We start from the raw sequence: 17,849 nt of genomic DNA, 5'->3' as shown, positions 1-17,849 counted from the left end.
GTGAGTATCAATGACAGGCAGCCTGGCCTTTGTCGCTGAAGCTTTGCCCCGGGACAGGCATAAATTCCCATTCGTAGGACTTCTCATGCAAGCTCAGTTTCAATACACCATGCGTGGAATTGTCGCGTATTTCTGTTACCCCCTTGGCGATAAACATGGGGGTCAGTTTGGCGCCACCGGTGCCGACGATAAAACTGCGTATGCCATTTTTATCGTCCCTGTCTCCGTTTGCATCGAGTGGGGCAAAGCGCTCGTAATTGTGATCGTGGGCACTCAGCACGATATCGGCTTTGGCTGCACTCAAGATCTTCCATACATCTTGCATGTTTTTATTATTCCCATGTCCACCCGAGCTATAGGCAGGATGATGCCAGAAGGCCAGCGTGCATTTTAGTTTGTTGGCCGCCAATTCCTCTTTCAACCAGCTCAACTGGACTTCCATCTGGGTCTCGTCGAGGTTGCTATTGAGTGACAGGACCAGCCATTTGCCCAAACGCGTCGCATAGTAGCCGCGTCTGTCGGGGCCTGCCAGTTCACCAAAATAATTGTAATAGCCCAGCGCCTTGGGCATGCCATATTCATGATTGCCTGGCGCAGGCAGGGTCTTGTCCTTGAAACGCCCCCAGGTAGGCTCATAACATCTGCTGAATTCTTCAGGGCTGCCTATGGGGTAAGTATTGTCACCCAGGGTAATGGCCCTGGCTGTGCTGTCCTTGTCGAGGCCGGCAGCGATCAGTTCTGCCGTCCTTGCGGCCATGCTTTCTTTCGCAGGTTTTTTTTTGCATTCAGCGATATCGCCAGCAGCGTAGACACTGACACTGACATTGAGTTTTTTTTCGGGAGCCTTTCTGGCGGATTGCTTATTTTTGTCAGTAGCGTGAGCAGCTAGGGTGAGCAAGGTGATGAGACAGATAAGCACGGAGGAAATGCGCATAATTCTTCTTGTTAAAAAGGCGGTGCAGAAACAGGCGCCTATTTTACCTGTTCCTGACTAGCACATACTATAGTTTGGCATGCCGCAAACGCAGCGCATTACTGATCACTGAGACTGAACTCAAACTCATCGCTGCGCTGGCAATCATGGGGCTGAGCAAAATTCCAAACCACGGATACAAGAGACCGGCTGCGACAGGCACGCCCACAAAATTATAGGCAAAGGCAAAAAACAGGTTTTGCCGTATATTCTTCATGGCCTGCTTGCTCAGGGATCGTGCCTTGACTATGCCGCGCAAGTCCCCCTTCACCAGTACTACATGGGCACTGTGCATGGCGACATCGGTGCCACTGCCCATGGCGATACCGACATCGGCCTGCGCCAGTGCCGGTGCATCATTGATGCCATCACCTGCCATGGCAACTACTCGTCCTTGTGCCTGCAATTCCTGCACGATGCGGAACTTGTCTGCTGGCAGCAAATCGGCGCGCACATCATTCAGGCCCAACTGCTTTGCCACCGCTTGTGCCGTGATCGCATTGTCCCCGGTCAGGACGACGACCTGCATACCCTGTTGTTGCAATTGCGCTATGGCTTCCTTGCTGCTGCTCTTGATCTTGTCTGCCACGCTCAGCAAGGCCACGGCTTTTTGATTGACTGCCATCAGCATGACGGTATGGCCCAGCGTCTGCAAGTCCTTGACCTGTAGGGCAAAGCCCGTAATGTCTACCGCATGCTCTTTCAATAGCGCCGGATTGCCCAGCAAGACTTCTTTGCCATCCTGGCTGGCACTGACACCTTTGCCGGTAATGGCAGTGAAATTGCTGACGCCTGCCGCTTTGCTGCCATGTGATTCTGCATAGCTGACGATGGCCTGGGCAACCGGATGTTCGCTGCGTCGCTCCAGGGCCATGGCCAAGGCCAGCAAATCAGCTTCAGACTCGCCAGCGACAACGCTAAAGTTTTGCAATGTCGGCTTGCCTTCGGTCAGCGTGCCAGTCTTGTCTATCAGCAGGGTATCGATTTTTTCCAATCTCTCCAGTGCCTCGGCATCCTTGATCAAGACTCCGTCACGGGCACCGCGGCCTATACCCACCGTCACTGATATGGGTGTCGCCAGGCCCAACGCGCAAGGGCAGGCAATAATCAATACCGATACTGCCGCCATCAAACCATTGACCAGTGCGGGTGTCGGCCCCCAGATAGCCCATACGGTGAATGCCAGTATGGCTGCAGCAATCACCCCAGGCACAAACCAGCCAGATACCTGGTCAGCCAGCTTTTGTATCGGTGCGCGCGAACGCCCCGCCTGATTCACCAGGTTGATGATGCTGGCCAGCAAAGTATCTTTTCCTATGCGCTGCGCCTGCATGCTGAAACTGCCTTGCTGGTTGATGGTGCCAGCGCTGACTTTATCGCCAGCCTGTTTACTGACCGGTTGCGGTTCGCCTGTCAGCATAGCTTCATCAACATTGCTATGGCCATCGAGCAATACACCGTCGACGGGAATGTGCGCACCAGGTTTGACGCGCAGACTATCTCCTGATTGCACTTCATCCAGTGCAATTTCAACTTCGTTACCATCGGCTGCAATACGTATCGCGGTCGTCGGTGTCAAGCCCAGCAAGGCCTTGATCGCCGCATTGGTTTGCGAGCGCGCCCGCAGTTCCAGTACCTGGCCCAGTAAAACCAGGCTGATGATCACGGCCGCTGCTTCAAAATACAGCGGTGCCATGCCATTCATCTTGAAGGCCGCAGGTAAAACATTTGGCAGTAGCAGCGCCACCAGGCTGAACAGATAAGCTGCGGCTGTACCCACGCCTATCAGGCTGAACATGTTTAAATGCCTGGTTTTGAAAGAGGCCAGTGCACGTTCAAAAAATGGCAGGCCAGCCCATAGCACGACTGGTGTCGCCAGCAGGAACTGCAGCCAGTTGAAGGCCGTCATACCCAAGATGCCATGGAAAGAAACCCCAGGCAACATATCACCCATGGTCATGACCAATAACGGCAAGCTCAACGCCAGGCTGAACTTGAAGCGCTGCCACATATCATCCAGCTCGCTGGTATCTTCTTCTGCCGTCGCTTCCTTGGGTTCCAGCGCCATGCCACAAAGCGGGCAAGTACCGGGGCCTACCTGCTCTATTTCCAGATGCATGGGGCAGGTGAATATCGCATCTTTGGCCACAGCCTTGGGAGCAGGGCGTTTGGCCGGATCCAGCCAGGCAACAGGATCTTTGCTGAATTTCTCCAGGCAAGCCCCGCAGCAAAAATAGTAACTTTGCCCTTCATGCACGGACTGGTGCTGACTTTGTGCATTGACGCGCATGCCGCATACCGGGTCTTTGTACTCACCCTGGGCATCGCTTTGCATGGCATTATCACTTGCCTTGCCCAGGCTTATCACTTTCTTTGCCTTGACATAGCTTTCTGGCGCCGCATTGAACTTGCTGACGCAAGAATGGCTGCAAAAATAGTAGGCCAGACCCTGAAACCGGGCAGTTTTCTCAGTGTTCTTGCTAACTTGCATGCCGCAGACCGGGTCTGTGTATTTCTTTTCATGTTCTGGCGCAACTTGAGTTTCGTGCTTATGACTGCAGCAATTACCGCCATGCTGGGGCTTGATGTGGTCTTGAGTCATTGTTTTCCCTCCAGTACTAAATTAGCTTGATTGCTTTATCATAGACTCCGTACCCAAGAACAGAGTCAAGGACTTTTTAACTATGATTGATAAAGATCATGATGCAGATCAATATACGATAGGGCAATTGGCCAAAGCGGCGGGTGTGGGTGTAGAAACCATACGCTATTACCAGCGCCGCGATTTGCTTCCCGTGCCTACAGTTAGCAGTGGTTTCAGGACGTATCCGGCCAGTCTGGCCGAGCGCATACGTTTTATCAAAAGGGCGCAGGAGCTGGGTTTTAGTCTGGATGAAATTGCCAATTTGCTCATGCTGGAAGATGGAAATGACAAGCAAGCCATACGCGAGGTGGCACAGGAGCGGTTGCTACAAGTACAGGCCAAGCTGGCAGATCTGCACAGGATGGAAGATATGCTGACACAGTTGATACAGCAATGTGCATCATCGACGCAGCAGGCGCAGTGCCCGATTATCCAGGCGCTGGCAAGTGTAGCGACAGATACTGCAAGGAGTTGTCACAACTGATGTCAATGCTCGCCATCGGCCACCCAGTCCGGTTTTTCTGTCTGTATGTAATGCAGCAGTGCATCCACCACCAGGGGATCAAATTGTGTGCCACGCCTGGCTTGAATATAGGCGATGGTATCAGCCAGTGACCAGGGCTCCTTGTAAGGGCGGCGATGCAGCAAGGCATCGAATACATCGACAACGGCAACTATGCGGGCCGATAGCGGGATATCTTCCCCTTTCAACTGGCGCGGATAACCCTGCCCATCAAAATGCTCATGATGGCTGCCCGCTATCTGCGAACCATAAGTCAGGTAGCTGACCCCATCTACCATGGTGGCGGCGCGTGCCAGTACAGTCTCACCGGCCAGCGCATGATATTCCATGATGATGCGCTCGCTTTTGTCGTGGCCGCCAGCTTTTAGTAGTACCGCGTCTGGCGTCGCCACTTTGCCTACATCGTGCAAGATGCTGGCGATACCCACCATTTCCATGAATTGCGGGGTCAGGTCAGTCTCGAAATTATTACGCTGCTTGAGTTCATTAGCGATCGCATTGGTCAGCTTGCAAACGCGCTGTACATGGCCACCAGTATCGGTATCGCGCGATTCTGCCAAGTCTGTCAGTGCGACGACCGAGGCTTCCTGGGCTTTTTGCAATTGTTCATTCAAATAGCGATTGTCAAAGGCAGCGGCAATGCGGTCACAGAACAGTTCCAGCAAGTCGCGTTGTATTTGCCCTAGTGGCCAGGGCGGTGTCACCAGGATGGCAAACTCATGCCCCTGCCTGGTATGGATGAACAAGACATCGGCGGGATGCTGGAACTGGCTCTTTTTTTCTGTAAAGGCTTTTTCGACGATGGCAGTCCACTCACAATCTGGTGGTAACTTGTCCAGACCTGAATAATCACTATAAGTGCCAGTCGCTGCAATGATGCTGGTTTGCAGGCTGCCGCCAGATGAGCCGATTGCATTGCGCGACAGGCATAAGACGCCATCTGCACCTACATCCAATATGGCACCAATCTGGTTCAAGACGCCTGAAGCAAATTCCTTCAAGGACTTCAGCTCATATAAATTGGCTGATGCCTTCAAAATCCGGGTCAAACCTATGCGGCTACGCTCTATCGATAGCAGGCCTTCATAGGCTCGCAAAGAGGCAATCACTGTGGTAAACAAGCGTTGGGTAGTCAGCTCGGTCTTGGTTTTGTAGTCGTTGATGTCATAATCAACTATAACGCTTTTCTCGGGGGCCTGGCCGGGCTGGCCTGTGCGCAGGACTATGCGCACCAATTGATTCTTGAGTTCTTCCCGTATGCGCTTGACCAGGCGCAGACCAGCGTCGTCGGTTTCCATGACAACGTCCAGCAAGATCAGGTTGATATCGTTTTCTTTGCTGAGGATATCAAAGGCTTCAGATGCACTATGGGCCGACAATATTTCCAGGGGTCTGCCCTTGAATACAATATTGTTCAGCGCCAGGCGGGTGACTGCATGAATATCTTCTTCATCATCAACAATGAGCAAGCGCCAGGGATGTGACTCAAATGAAGTATCCAGCTGTTGCTGTGACTTATCGTCCTTATCATCTTCGATGATCCAGTCTTCTTCTGATCCCTGTTCGTGATTCATACACTCCCCCGATCAATTGCGCAGCCTTGTTCTCTTGTCTGTTCGATTGTAAACGATAATTGCCTACAAAAATTATTCCAGCATCTTTTCGGCCTCTGCCTTGCTGACGTATTTTTGCAAGAGCCGCAACATGGTGCCATCCCTGACCATGGCCTGCAGTAATTGATTCCAGCGTTGCGCCTCTACTTCTGAGAAATTTTTCCTGGTGAGCACAAGTTGCGCATGGCCTTTCAGGTCTTTCGGGCTCCAGTCTATGGTTTTGTATTTGTTTTCCATTTGCTTTTGATCCAGATAAGCGCCATAGATCAGTTGCACACCAATGACGGCATCAAAACGCCGTGCTTCCAGCATGGTATACAGTCGCTCGCTATCGTTGACATCAACCACCCGGCCCAATTTGCGTAGTTGCTGCACAAAGCCTTCGTTGTAGCCGTGATTGGCACTGCGCACTGCACCCAGAAACAAGTTACTTTGCTGTAAAAAATCTTCCTGGGATTTGATGTTGACAGCCTTGTCCTTGTGGATGATGACAAGCAGGCGCGCCTGCAGATAGGGGAAGAACCAGAATTTTTCTGCGCGTTCTGTCGTTTTTAGTGCGGACAGTGTCATATCGACACGGCCAGCTTCTATTTCTTGCCAGGTACGGGCACGTGGCAATACGGGTGTCTCGAATTTGCAAGCACTGCGGCTTGCAAATTCGTCAGCCATGTCTTTGTCCAGGCCCACACCGGCACGATAAAACTGACCTAGTTCCTGTAGAGCCAGTACGATAGGACGGGCAGGGCACGTGGGTAAATTTTGCGCTTGCAGCAAAGAACTAAAATTCAATAAACTCAAATATAAGGCATATCGCAAGATCAACATCTTTTGCACAATCATGCCAGACATAGCGCCTCCTTTGGCGAAGACAAATTTATATTGGCCAGAGTAGATTTCCATCACGTGATTTGCAATCTAACAGATAGCAGATGGATTAACCGCTCCCGTTATGACGAACATGTTGATGTCTAACAAACCCGGCTCAATACCATGTCGACGATCATGGTTTCTGCGTCTGTAAAATCATTTTCATCCAGAGGGCTGTGCCCCAATACCAGGCTCATTTGCGAGGCAAAGTCAGCATAGGATTGCGTCATGGCCCAGATGGCAAATAATAAATGAGTGGTATTGACGGCAGCAATTTTTCCAGCTGCCATCCAGGCTTCAAAAACGGCTATATCTTTTTGCAATAGCGGCAGGATTTTATTGCGCATGGTTTCAGCATACACGGGAGCACCGCTGATGACTTCCATCGCATACACGCGTGAGGCTTGTGGCTGCTCACGCGAAAAACGCAGTTTGGCGCGTATGTAATTACGCAGCAGCGTGGCCGGGTCTTGCTCAGGGTCTGCCAGGATATTCATGCGTTCCAGCCACTGATCGAGCACCTGGTCCAGTACTTTTTCATACAGTATCTGCTTGGTCGGGAAGTAGTACAGCAAATTCTGTTTTGAAAGGCCAGCCCGCTCCGCAATGGACGCCAGCGCCGTGCCTGCATAACCTGCCTCGGCAAACACTTCGACCGCCGCCTGCATGATGCGGGCTTGCAGTGCATCGCGTGAGCGGGTGAGTTTATCCGGCGCTCTATCCATGGCGCTGCTTCATCAAAAAGGCTTTCAATGTACCCGCATCACTGTAAGCGATATTGAAACGGAACCAGGGGTGCTCACTGGCATGCAGGCTAAAAAACTCGTCTGGTGCCAGCAAGATGCCTTCCTGCAAAGCCTGGCGTGAAATCTCGCTGGCACTGGCCTTGCTGTCTTTCCAGCCAGCGCTGATGAACATGCCGCCGCGTGGATCTGCCAGTGGTGTCAAACCTGCGGCCAGCAGCATGTCCATGCTGGCATTGCGCGAGGTTTCCAACTGGCGCTTGAGCTTTTCCAGCATGCGCCGGTACAGGCGCGAGCTGATCGCATGCAGCACCGCACGCTCATTGATTTCAGATGTGGTCAAACCAGCCAGCATCTTCACCCTTAGCAGTTCACCGATTAGTGAATGTGATGCGCAGACTGAGCCTACACGCAGGGTAGGGGACAGCGTCTTGGAAAAACTGCCCACCCGTATCACGCGGCGCAAACCATCCATCGCGGCCAGTGAAGGTTCGGGGCGCGGGCATAGCTCGCGGTAGATATCATCTTCGACCAGCCAGAAGTCAAACTGTTCTGCCAAAGCCAGCAGGCGGTGCGCCTGTGCCTGGCTCAGACTGGTGCCCAGCGGGTTTTGCAAGACGGTATTGACAAACATCAGCTTGGGTTGATGCAGCAGCGCCTTTTCCATCAGGCTGTCAAGGTTCAGGCCTTTTTCATCACGGGCTATGCCTATCGGTATGCAGCCGTGATGGCGTATCAGCGACAAGAGATTGCTATAACCGGGGTCTTCGACCAGTACAGTGTCACCTGGTTTGCAAAGCGTACGCAGGATGAGGTCAAAGCCATGGGTAGCACCATGGGTCAGCAATATCTGTTCAGAATCAACACTGAACAATTCCTGCGACAGGCTGCTTGCCAGATGCTGGCGCAAGCTGGGGAAACCCAGCGGGTTGCCATAGCCACGCAGGCGCTGGGTAGGGATGCGCATCGATTGCTTCAAGGCATCCAGCAAAATATCATCGCCATACCATTCTGGCGGTAACCAGCCTGAACCCACGGGCAAGGCGCTAGATACGCCAGAGTACAAATCCGGGCTAAGCGCATCCAGCGCACTGGGCATGACAGCTTGCGCCATGGGTTGCGGTGTACAGGCCGGTTTGGTGACAAAATAACCAGAACCACGGCGCGAACTTAGCAAGCCCAGGGTAATCAGGCGCTCATAAGATTCCACAACTGTAAAGGTACTGACCGCATTGCATTTGGCAAACTGTCGCACGGATGGCATCTTGCTACCCTGTGCCAGGTCGTTCTGGCGCACCAGACGGCTCACTTCCTGCACGATCTGCTCTACCAGGCTGGCCTGGCGGCTACGTTCCAGCGCCAGTTGCGGCCAGACTGGGCCATGTTCTACTGCCTGCACTTCTTTTACGGCGTCCATGCTTGCTCCTCGCTAGACATAACATAAGCTAAATTGTGCAGATGCACGTAACTGTTATGTCTCGGCTACCAATACGGTTGGATGAAATTAAACTGGCTGTATATGTCATTACTGCATATGCTTATTTAGCATTTCAGCATATTTTTACCACTTGGTAAATTGTTTTCAGTGTCAAGGAGAAGCCCATGCTCAGCAAACAACAACTCAATTCCTACTGGATGCCTTTCACGGCTAACCGTGACTATAAAGAGGCACCGCGTCTGGTGGCATCTGCCTCTGGCATGTACTACCGCGACCAGAATGGCCGCGAGATACTCGACGGTACGGCAGGCCTGTGGTGCGTGCCGCTGGGACATTCCCACCCAACTGTGGTGAAAGCGGTACAAGATGCCGTGGCGACCCTCGATTACGCACCTGCCTTCCAGATCGGACACCCGCAAGCCTTTGAACTGGCAGAGCAGTTGATCGACTATAGCGGCCACAAGTTTGGTCAGGTGTTTTATACCAATTCCGGCTCGGAAGCTGTTGATACCGCCATGAAAATGGTGCTGGCTTACCACCGCAGCCGTGGCGAAGCCCAGCGCACCCGCTTCATCAGCCGCGAACGTGCATACCACGGCGTCGGTTTTGGCGGCATGTCACTCGGTGGCCTGCCAGCCAACCGCAAACAGTTTGGTAGCTTGCTGGCCGGTGTTGATTATCTGCCGCATACACACAACCTGGAAAAAAATGCCTTCACCCGTGGCTTGCCAGAATACGGCACACATCTGGCAGATGAACTCGAACGCCTGATCACCCTGCACGACATTTCCACCATCGCCGCCGTCATCGTTGAACCACTGGCTGGTTCTGCTGGCGTCATCCTGCCATCAAAAGGTTATCTGAAACGCCTGCGTGAACTGTGCGATAAACATGGCATCCTGCTCATATTTGATGAAGTCATCACAGGCTTTGGTCGCATGGGTACACCGTTTGCGTCTGACTACTTTGATGTCACACCTGACCTGATGACCACAGCAAAAGGCCTGACCAATGGTGTCGTACCTATGGGCGCAGTGTTCAGTCACCAGAAAATTTATGACGCCCTGATGGCTGGCCCAGCAGGCATAGAGTTATTCCACGGCTACACCTATTCCGGTCACCCACTCGCCGTTGCTGCTGGCCTGGCTTCCCTTAAAGTGTTCAAGGAAGAAAAAGTGCTGGAACATGCACAAAGCATGACTGCCTATTGGGAAGATGGCCTGCATTCTTTGAAAGGCTTGCCGCATGTCATAGACTTGCGCAATGTCGGCCTCATCGGTGCGATAGAGCTGGAATCCATGCCAGGCAAGGTCGGTGCCCGCGCCATGGCCGTCTACAAGAAAGCCTTTGCTGAAGGTGTACTGGTACGTACGACGGGCGACATCATCGCCATGTCACCTCCATTGATCTTGGAGAAGAAACACGTAGACCAGTTGTTCGGCAAACTGCACGACATTTTGAAACACCTCGATTAATCCGGCGGGCATCATGACCACATATCAAGTCAATCATTACATCAACGGCGAACTGCATCAAAGCGTGCAGCCACGCTTTGCTGATATCTATAATCCGGCTCTCGGTTCTGTACAGGGCCAGGTCGCCCTCGGCAGCGAGCAGGACGTTAACCTCGCAGTCGCCGCAGCGGCAAAGGCTTTTCCTGCATGGTCCAACACCCCAGCCCTGTCACGCGCACGCGTACTCATGGCTTACCTGAACCTGCTGCAACAGCATACCGATGAATTCGCCAATCTGCTGACCAAGGAACATGGCAAGACCCTGGCCGATGCCAAGGGGGAAGTCGCACGTGGCATAGAAGTGGTGGAGTTTGCTATCGGTATTCCACAGTTGTTGAAGGGCGAATATTCCGAACAGATCGCCCGCGGCATTGATGCTTGTAGCATGCGCCAGCCGCTGGGTGTCGTGGCTGGCATCACGCCTTTCAACTTCCCCGTCATGGTGCCGATGTGGATGTTCCCTATCGCTATCGCCTGCGGTAATACCTTTGTGTTGAAACCGTCAGAACGCGATCCATCTGCATCCTTGCTGCATGCAAAACTACTCAAGCAGGCGGGTTTGCCTGACGGTGTTTTCAATGTCGTGCAGGGTGATAAAACTGTCGTTGATGCCTTGCTCGATCATCCAGAAGTACAGGCAATCAGCTTCGTCGGTTCCACACCAATTGCCCAGGCAATCTACGCACGTGGCTGTGCCAATGGCAAGCGTGTGCAGGCACTCGGTGGCGCAAAAAACCATATGGTTGTCATGCCAGATGCTGATCTGGACATGGCAGTCGACGCCTTGATGGGCGCAGCTTATGGCTCTGCAGGTGAACGCTGCATGGCCATCTCGGTTGCCGTCGCCGTTGGTTCTGCTGCTGATGCCATGGTTGATGCGATGGCAGCGCGTGTTAAATCCCTCAAGATCAATAACGGCCTGATCCCTGATGCAGAAATGGGCCCCGTCATTACCCATGCCGCCAAAGAACGCATAGAAAGCCTGATCGGTGAAGGCGTGGCAGAAGGCGCAAAACTCGTTGTCGATGGCCGTAATTTCAGCGTGCCCGGACATGAACAAGGCTTCTTTTGCGGTGGCAGTCTGTTTGATCATGTGACACCAGAAATGACAGTCTACAAACAGGAAATTTTTGGCCCGGTATTGTGTGTAGTACGCGTACCAGACATGGCAGCGGCAGCAGACCTCATCAACAAACATGAATACGGAAATGGCGTGGCCGTCTTCACGCGCGATGGTGGCACTGCGCGTGAGTTCGTGCGCATGATACAGGTAGGCATGGTTGGTGTGAATGTACCTTTGCCTGTGCCTATGGCCTTCCATAGTTTTGGTGGCTGGAAGCGTAGTCTGTTTGGCGATCATCACATCTATGGCCCTGAAGGTGTGCGCTTCTATACGCGTGTGAAAGCAGTCATGCAGCGCTGGCCGGATAGCATTTCCAAGGGGGCAGAATTTTCATTCCCTCAAAATAAATAATCGCTGTCACGAAACTTGCTTTTAGAAAAAAGTTAGCAAACCGAGATTGATTGGAGCCACCATGTTGGAAGCCCTTAAGCATTTACCCCAGGCAGAAGAAAGTCAGGAGACGCTGCGTTCGCATTTCACTGATTTGAATCCTGCACTGAACAAGCGCCAGGCAGCGATAGAAAGTGACCGCTGCCTCTATTGTTACGATGCTCCCTGCACACGCATCTGCCCGTCAGAAATTGATGTGCCCAGCTTTATCCAGAATATTGCTGTCGGCAATATCAATGGTGCGGCCAAAGTTATTCTCGATCAAAATATCCTTGGTGCAAGCTGCTCACGCGTTTGCCCGACCGAGATTTTGTGCGAGCACGCCTGCGTGCGCAATCATGATGCAGAAGGTGCACCAGTCAAGATCGGTCTGCTGCAACGCTTTGCACTCGACAATGCCAAGTTTGAACAGCATCCTTTTCAGCGCGCTGCCAGCACGGGCAAGAAAATCGCCATTGTCGGTGGTGGGCCAGCAGGTTTATCCTGTGCGCACAGACTGGCGACGCTGGGCCATGATGTCGTGATTTTTGAAGCAAAACAAAAATCTGGTGGCCTCAATGAATACGGTATCGCCAAATATAAACTGACAGAAGACAGCGCCCAGCGCGAGGTGGAATTCCTGCTGCAAATTGGCGGCATCACCGTCAAGCATGAACAGGTACTGGGCCAGAACCTGCATCTGGCAGATTTGCGCCGTGATTATGATGCCGTCTTCCTCGGCCTCGGTCTTGGCACCAGCCGCCAGTTAGGCCTGACAGGTGAAGATGCACCCGGCCTGATGGCAGCGGTAGATTACATCGCCGAATTGCGCCAGGCAGAAGACCTGACTAAATTGCCCGTACCTAAACAATGCATAGTCATCGGTGCCGGTAATACCGCCATCGATATGGCAGTGCAAATCGCCCGCCTTGGTGCAGAGCAAGTCACCCTGGTGTACCGCCGTGGTGCAGAGCATATGTCTGCCACCCACCATGAACAGGACATCGCCAAAGCCAACCAGGTACGCATCGTCACCTGGGCGCAACCGCAAGAAGTCTTGCGCGATGCAGAAGGCAAGGTCAGCGGCATGCGCTTTGCACGCACCAGAGAAGTGGGCGGCAAATTGCAAACCAGCGGCGCCACTATCGACATCCCCGCACAGGCCGTTTTCAAAGCTATCGGTCAAAGCATGGACAACAGAAGTCTGTCTGACGCATTGGCAAAAGACCTGCAAAAGCAGAATGACAAAATCCATGTGGATGCGCAGTATCGCACCAGCATAACGGGCATTTATGCCGGTGGCGACTGTATCGCCGACGGGCAGGACCTGACCGTACAGGCAGTCCAACATGGCAAGCTGGCAGCGCTGGCAATTGATAATGATTTGAAAGCGAAGGTGTAATATGGCTGACCTCTCGATTAACTTTGCCGGCATCAAGGCGCCCAATCCTTTCTGGCTGGCATCTGCACCGCCGACCGACAAGGCCTATAACGTCATCCGCGCTTTTGAAGCGGGCTGGGGCGGCGTGGTCTGGAAAACCCTGGGCGAAGACCCACCACCGGTCAACGTCTCTTCGCGTTACTCCGCCCATTTTGGCAAGAACCGTGAAGTCATAGGCTTTAATAATATCGAGCTGATCACCGACCGCAGCCTGGAAATCAACCTGCGCGAAATCACGCAAGTCAAAAAAGACTGGCCAGACCGCGCCATGATCGTATCGCTGATGTATCCCTGCGAAGAAGAAAGCTGGGCACGCATCCTGCCACTGGTAGAAGCCACAGGTGCAGATGGCATAGAACTCAACTTCGGCTGCCCGCACGGCATGCCAGAACGCGGCATGGGCGCAGCCGTGGGCCAGGTGCCAGAATATGTGGAAATGATCACGCGCTGGTGCAAAAAGTATTGCTCCCTGCCCGTCATCGTCAAGCTCACACCCAACATCACTGACGTGCGCATACCAGCCCGCGCTGCCTTCAATGGCGGTGCAGATGCCGTGTCGCTGATCAACACCATCAACTCCATCACGTCCATTGATCTCGACCAGATGATCGCCCGTCCGATAGTGGGCACGCAAAGCACGCATGGCGGTTACTGCGGCAGCGCCGTCAAGCCTATCGCTTTGAACATGGTGGCAGAAATCGCCCGTGACCCGGCCACCAAGGGCCTGCCCATCTCAGGCATAGGCGGCATAGGCAACTGGCGTGATGCAGCAGAATTCCTGGCGCTGGGCGCAGGTTCAGTACAGGTCTGTACCGCCGCCATGTTGCATGGCTTCCGCATCGTCAAGGAAATGACCGATGGCCTGTCTCGCTGGATGGATGAAAAAGGCTATGAGCGTATCAGCGACTTTGCCGGTAAGGCCGTTGCCAATACGACAGACTGGAAAAACCTGGACATGAACTATGCCGTCATTGCCGAGATAGACCAGGACAAATGCATACAATGCGGCCGCTGCTATATCGCCTGTGAAGATACCTCGCACCAGTCCATCGCGCAACTGATTGCTGATAATGGCACACGCAAATACGAAGTCATCAAGGAAGAATGTGTAGGCTGCAACCTCTGCCAGATCACCTGCCCGGTAGAGCAGTGCATCACCATGGTACCCCAGGCGACAGGAAAACCGTATATGAACTGGACGCAAGACCCACGCAACCCGCGTGCAGTGTTGAAATAATTGCTTGTACTTGGAGGGGAGTGGGGGTATAAATTCTTTGATAGCAGATTGTAAAAAAATTTCTGATCGTGATTCCAAAATGGCTTGATAAAAGCTCCTTCCCCTTCAAGGGAAAGGTTGGGATGGGGATGGGGTTCTGCAGCAAAGGCGCGAATGATAGAGTTTTACCGAAACCCACCCCCACCCTAGCCCTCCCCTTGAAGGGGAGGGAATATTTTGCACATCATCAGTATCTGGAATAAAGTTTGCTACAGCTTTTGTACCTGAATTTTTTCGAATATTCCACCTGGAGAAGAGTATATGCAGACACAAAGCGGGCAACTTTGGAATGAAGATTTAGCACCTACTTCAGAAGCACAGCGCACCTGGCGCTGGTATCACTTTGCCGCTCTGTGGGTGGGTATGGTCATGTGTATCCCGGCCTATACCCTGGCCGCCAGCCTCATTGAGGGCGGCATGTCAGGCTACCAGGCGGTGGTGACCGTGTTTATTGCCAATGCCATCGTCCTCGTCCCCATGTTGCTGATTGGCCATGCCGGTGCCAAATACGGCATCCCCTATGCCGTGCTGGCGCGTACTTCCTTTGGTGTGCGTGGCGCACGTCTGCCTGCACTGATGCGTGCCATCGTCGCTTGCGGCTGGTATGGCATACAAACCTGGTTTGGCGGGCAAATGATTTATACCCTGGGCGGCGTATTGATTGGTCATCCGCTCGGCGGTGACAATATTGCCGGTCTGGGCATCAACGCCGCGCAACTGGTCTGTTTCCTGATTTTCTGGGGCATACAATTCTGGTACATCTTCCACGGCATGGATGCCATACGCAAGCTGGAAACCTATACTGCACCCTTGAAAATCATCATCTGTTTTGTCCTGCTGGGCTGGGTGTATAACAAGGCGGGCAGCTTTGGCCCCATCCTTGACCAGCCTTCCCAGTTTGTAGAAGGCGGTAAAAAAGCCGGGCAATTCTGGACCACCTTCTGGCCCTCACTGACAGCCATGGTCGGCTTCTGGGCGACGCTGGCACTGAACATCCCTGACTTTACCCGTTTTGCCAAATCACAAAAAGATCAGATACTAGGTCAGACCATAGGCTTGCCCGCCCCCATGGGTTTGCTGGCCTTGCTGGCCGTGATCGTCACTTCTGCCACCGTAGTCCTGTACGGCAAAGCCCTGTGGGACCCGGTAGACCTGGCCAGTCGCATGACCGGCGTTGCCGTCCTGATCGCCTTGCTGATCTTGCTGATAGACACGGTATCCGTCAACCTGGCCGCCAACCTGGTTGGCCCGGCTTATGATTTCTCAGCCCTGAACCCCAAGCTGATTTCGTATAAGACTGGTGGCTATATCACCGCATCCATCGCCCTCATCATGATGCCGTGGAAGATTTTGGAATCCACCCAGGGCTATATCTTTACCTGGCTGATAGGTTATTCTGCCTTGCTTGGCCCCATCGCCGGTATTCTGATCATTGATTATTACTTCATCCGTAAGACAGAAATTGATGTGAATGCCCTGTACCAGGATGAAGGCAAATACAGCTATAAAAATGGCTGGAACATGGCCGCCGTGATCGCTTTTGTGATCGGCGTCTTGCCGAATATCCCGGGTTTTTTGAACGCGGCTTTCCCTGCCAGCTTCCCGGCTATTCCAGAAGTATTAAAAACCATCTACACCTACGCCTGGTTCGTCGGCCTTGCCTTGTCCGGGGTGGTGTATATGGGTTTGATGAGTGGTAAGAAGGTTTGAATTTTGAATGTGCGAAATCACGGGATATTAACGTAGGTTGGGCATCGCTTTATCTGCCCAACACTGGGCCTCAATTAACGTACACGTTTTTGAAAGCTGAGTGTTGGGCTGGTGAAGCGTAGCCCAACCTACAAATATCGTTTCCGTAATTTTGCACACCCAATGAATTAATGAAGGAACTGCCATGACCATCTTGATACGCGGCGGCACTGTCGTCAACGCAGACCGCGAATTTAAAGCCGATGTCCTCTGCGACAATGGCAAGATCATCGCCGTAGGCGACAATCTCGACGCACCTGCGGGTGCAGAGATCATCGACGCTGGCGGCCTCTACGTCATGCCCGGCGGCATAGACCCGCACACGCATATGCAATTGCCCTTCATGGGCACGGTTACACAAGATGATTTCTTTACCGGCACGGCTGCTGGCCTGGCGGGTGGCACGACCAGCATCATCGACTTCGTCATCCCCAACCCGCAACAAAGCCTGATGGAAGCCTTCAATACCTGGAGCAGCTGGGCAGAAAAATCTGCGGGCGATTATTCCTTCCACGTCGCCGTCACCTGGTGGGATGAGACTGTCCATGCCGACATGGGTAAACTCGTCAACGAGCATGGCGTCAATAGCTTCAAGCATTTCATGGCCTACAAGAACGCCATCATGGCCGATGATGAAATCCTGGTCAAAAGCTTCACCCGCGCGCTGGAGCTTGGCGCGATACCCACCGTGCATGCAGAGAATGGCGAACTGGTCTATGTCCTGCAACAAGAGTTGATGAAGAAGGGCATGACAGGCCCGCAGTCCCACCCCCTGTCACGCCCGCCCATGGTCGAAGGTGAAGCCGCACAGCGCGCCATCGCCATTGCCAATGTGCTTAACACGCCGCTCTACATCGTCCACGTATCCTGCCAGGAATCGCTCGATGCCATCACCCGCGCCCGTGCCCACGGCCAGCGCGTGTTTGGCGAAGTGCTGGCAGGCCACCTCGTTGTTGATGACAGCGTCTACAAGAACCCGGACTTTGTACAATCCGCAGGCCACGTCATGAGCCCGCCTTTCCGCAGCAGCCATCATCAAGAAGCTCTGTGGCAAGGCCTGCAAGGCGGCAACCTGCATACCACGGCCACCGACCACTGCACCTTCTGTGCTGCCCAAAAAGCCGCGGGCAAGGATGACTTCACCAAGATACCCAATGGCTGCGGTGGCGTAGAAGAGCGCATGATGATCTTGTGGGACGCAGGCGTGAATACAGGCCGCCTGACACCATCAGAATTCGTCAAGGTCACCTCCACCAACTGTGCGCAGATTTTCAATATCTACCCACGCAAAGGCGTGATTACCGAGGGCGCAGATGCCGACATCGTGCTGTGGGATGCCAATGGCAGCAAGACACTGTCAGCCAAGACACAATTCTCCAAAGGCGACTTCAACGTCTTTGAAGGCCGCACCGTCAAGGGCATACCCACCCACACCATCAGCGGTGGCAAGCTGGTGTTCAACCAAGGTGATTTAAGGGCAGAGATGGGGGCAGGGCGCTATATCAAACGCCCATCCTTTTCGCCCATGTTTCATGCGCTCAACAGAATGCGCGCATAAAAGTAATATAAGGAGTAA

Annotated in this window: 13 protein-coding genes; 7 read left to right on the top strand and 6 right to left on the bottom strand. The window is 53.2% G+C overall.

The annotated features are described in order from the left end of the window. Positions 1 to 7: 7 nt before the first annotated feature. Positions 8 to 934: a metallophosphoesterase family protein gene (locus ACO0LC_RS08810; RefSeq protein ID WP_423002282.1), complete on the bottom strand. Its 927-nt coding sequence runs from the start codon at positions 932 to 934 to the stop codon at positions 8 to 10. A 67-nt stretch (positions 935 to 1,001) separates the two neighbouring features. Further along, entirely contained in the window at positions 1,002 to 3,575 is a 2,574-nt protein-coding gene (locus ACO0LC_RS08805) for a heavy metal translocating P-type ATPase (RefSeq protein ID WP_423002281.1), read from the bottom strand. Between the two features lie 82 nt (positions 3,576 to 3,657). Between ACO0LC_RS08805 and ACO0LC_RS08800 the strand changes: the two genes are divergently transcribed. Then, a complete protein-coding gene (locus ACO0LC_RS08800; RefSeq protein ID WP_423002280.1) occupies positions 3,658 to 4,101 on the top strand; it encodes a MerR family transcriptional regulator in 444 nt (147 codons plus the stop codon). Positions 4,102 to 4,103: 2 nt separating this feature from the next. Here the strand turns inward: ACO0LC_RS08800 and ACO0LC_RS08795 are convergent, their stop codons facing one another. The 4 genes from ACO0LC_RS08795 to ACO0LC_RS08780 form a co-directional block, all read right to left on the bottom strand. Next, entirely contained in the window at positions 4,104 to 5,714 is a 1,611-nt protein-coding gene (locus tag ACO0LC_RS08795) for a DUF3369 domain-containing protein (RefSeq protein ID WP_423002279.1), read from the bottom strand. A 72-nt stretch (positions 5,715 to 5,786) separates the two neighbouring features. Continuing rightward, positions 5,787 to 6,602: a substrate-binding periplasmic protein gene (locus ACO0LC_RS08790; protein WP_423002278.1), complete on the bottom strand. Its 816-nt coding sequence runs from the start codon at positions 6,600 to 6,602 to the stop codon at positions 5,787 to 5,789. Between the two features lie 119 nt (positions 6,603 to 6,721). Beyond that, the gene (locus ACO0LC_RS08785) at positions 6,722 to 7,345 is read right to left on the bottom strand and encodes a TetR/AcrR family transcriptional regulator (RefSeq protein WP_423002277.1); all 624 of its coding nucleotides are present in this window, start codon (positions 7,343 to 7,345) and stop codon (positions 6,722 to 6,724) included. Then, positions 7,338 to 8,780 carry a PLP-dependent aminotransferase family protein gene (locus ACO0LC_RS08780; RefSeq protein WP_423002276.1) on the bottom strand — a complete coding sequence of 481 codons (1,443 nt, stop codon included), beginning with the start codon at positions 8,778 to 8,780 and terminating at the stop codon, positions 7,338 to 7,340. The genes ACO0LC_RS08785 and ACO0LC_RS08780 overlap by 8 nt, the downstream gene beginning before the upstream one ends. 185 nt (positions 8,781 to 8,965) lie before the next feature. Between ACO0LC_RS08780 and ACO0LC_RS08775 the strand changes: the two genes are divergently transcribed. The 6 genes from ACO0LC_RS08775 to hydA all read left to right on the top strand — a co-directional run bounded on the left by ACO0LC_RS08775 (position 8,966) and on the right by hydA (position 17,831). Beyond that, on the top strand, positions 8,966 to 10,276 hold the full coding sequence (locus ACO0LC_RS08775) for an aspartate aminotransferase family protein (RefSeq protein WP_423002275.1): 1,311 nt from the start codon (positions 8,966 to 8,968) through the stop codon (positions 10,274 to 10,276). Between the two features lie 13 nt (positions 10,277 to 10,289). Next, a complete protein-coding gene (locus ACO0LC_RS08770; RefSeq protein WP_423002274.1) occupies positions 10,290 to 11,789 on the top strand; it encodes a CoA-acylating methylmalonate-semialdehyde dehydrogenase in 1,500 nt (499 codons plus the stop codon). Between the two features lie 61 nt (positions 11,790 to 11,850). Beyond that, entirely contained in the window at positions 11,851 to 13,209 is a 1,359-nt protein-coding gene (locus tag ACO0LC_RS08765) for an NAD(P)-dependent oxidoreductase (RefSeq protein WP_423002273.1), read from the top strand. 1 nt (position 13,210) lies between these two features. Then, complete coding sequence (preA, locus tag ACO0LC_RS08760; RefSeq protein WP_423002272.1) at positions 13,211 to 14,485, top strand: NAD-dependent dihydropyrimidine dehydrogenase subunit PreA; 1,275 nt, start codon at positions 13,211 to 13,213, stop codon at positions 14,483 to 14,485. 300 nt (positions 14,486 to 14,785) lie between these two features. Next, a complete protein-coding gene (locus ACO0LC_RS08755) occupies positions 14,786 to 16,234 on the top strand; it encodes an NCS1 family nucleobase:cation symporter-1 (RefSeq protein ID WP_423002271.1) in 1,449 nt (482 codons plus the stop codon). Between the two features lie 184 nt (positions 16,235 to 16,418). Further along, positions 16,419 to 17,831, top strand: coding sequence for a dihydropyrimidinase (gene hydA, locus ACO0LC_RS08750; protein ID WP_423002270.1), 1,413 nt, complete (start codon positions 16,419 to 16,421; stop codon positions 17,829 to 17,831). Positions 17,832 to 17,849 lie beyond the last annotated feature (18 nt).

Origin of the sequence: Undibacterium sp. JH2W, assembly GCF_049340425.1 — a bacterium.
Lineage (GTDB): Bacteria > Pseudomonadota > Gammaproteobacteria > Burkholderiales > Burkholderiaceae_D > Undibacterium.
This window is presented reverse-complemented; position numbering and strand designations above follow the sequence as displayed.

What these genes read in the sequence shown, in the direction of transcription:
- ACO0LC_RS08810 (WP_423002282.1), bottom strand. Translation starts at nt 934, where the DNA reads ATGCGCATTTCCTCCGTGCTTATCTGTCTCATCACCTTGCTCACCCTA.
- ACO0LC_RS08805 (WP_423002281.1), bottom strand. Translation starts at nt 3,575, where the DNA reads ATGACTCAAGACCACATCAAGCCCCAGCATGGCGGTAATTGCTGCAGT.
- ACO0LC_RS08800 (WP_423002280.1), top strand. Translation starts at nt 3,658, where the DNA reads ATGATTGATAAAGATCATGATGCAGATCAATATACGATAGGGCAATTG.
- ACO0LC_RS08795 (WP_423002279.1), bottom strand. Translation starts at nt 5,714, where the DNA reads ATGAATCACGAACAGGGATCAGAAGAAGACTGGATCATCGAAGATGAT.
- ACO0LC_RS08790 (WP_423002278.1), bottom strand. Translation starts at nt 6,602, where the DNA reads ATGTCTGGCATGATTGTGCAAAAGATGTTGATCTTGCGATATGCCTTA.
- ACO0LC_RS08785 (WP_423002277.1), bottom strand. Translation starts at nt 7,345, where the DNA reads ATGGATAGAGCGCCGGATAAACTCACCCGCTCACGCGATGCACTGCAA.
- ACO0LC_RS08780 (WP_423002276.1), bottom strand. Translation starts at nt 8,780, where the DNA reads ATGGACGCCGTAAAAGAAGTGCAGGCAGTAGAACATGGCCCAGTCTGG.
- ACO0LC_RS08775 (WP_423002275.1), top strand. Translation starts at nt 8,966, where the DNA reads ATGCTCAGCAAACAACAACTCAATTCCTACTGGATGCCTTTCACGGCT.
- ACO0LC_RS08770 (WP_423002274.1), top strand. Translation starts at nt 10,290, where the DNA reads ATGACCACATATCAAGTCAATCATTACATCAACGGCGAACTGCATCAA.
- ACO0LC_RS08765 (WP_423002273.1), top strand. Translation starts at nt 11,851, where the DNA reads ATGTTGGAAGCCCTTAAGCATTTACCCCAGGCAGAAGAAAGTCAGGAG.
- preA (WP_423002272.1), top strand. Translation starts at nt 13,211, where the DNA reads ATGGCTGACCTCTCGATTAACTTTGCCGGCATCAAGGCGCCCAATCCT.
- ACO0LC_RS08755 (WP_423002271.1), top strand. Translation starts at nt 14,786, where the DNA reads ATGCAGACACAAAGCGGGCAACTTTGGAATGAAGATTTAGCACCTACT.
- hydA (WP_423002270.1), top strand. Translation starts at nt 16,419, where the DNA reads ATGACCATCTTGATACGCGGCGGCACTGTCGTCAACGCAGACCGCGAA.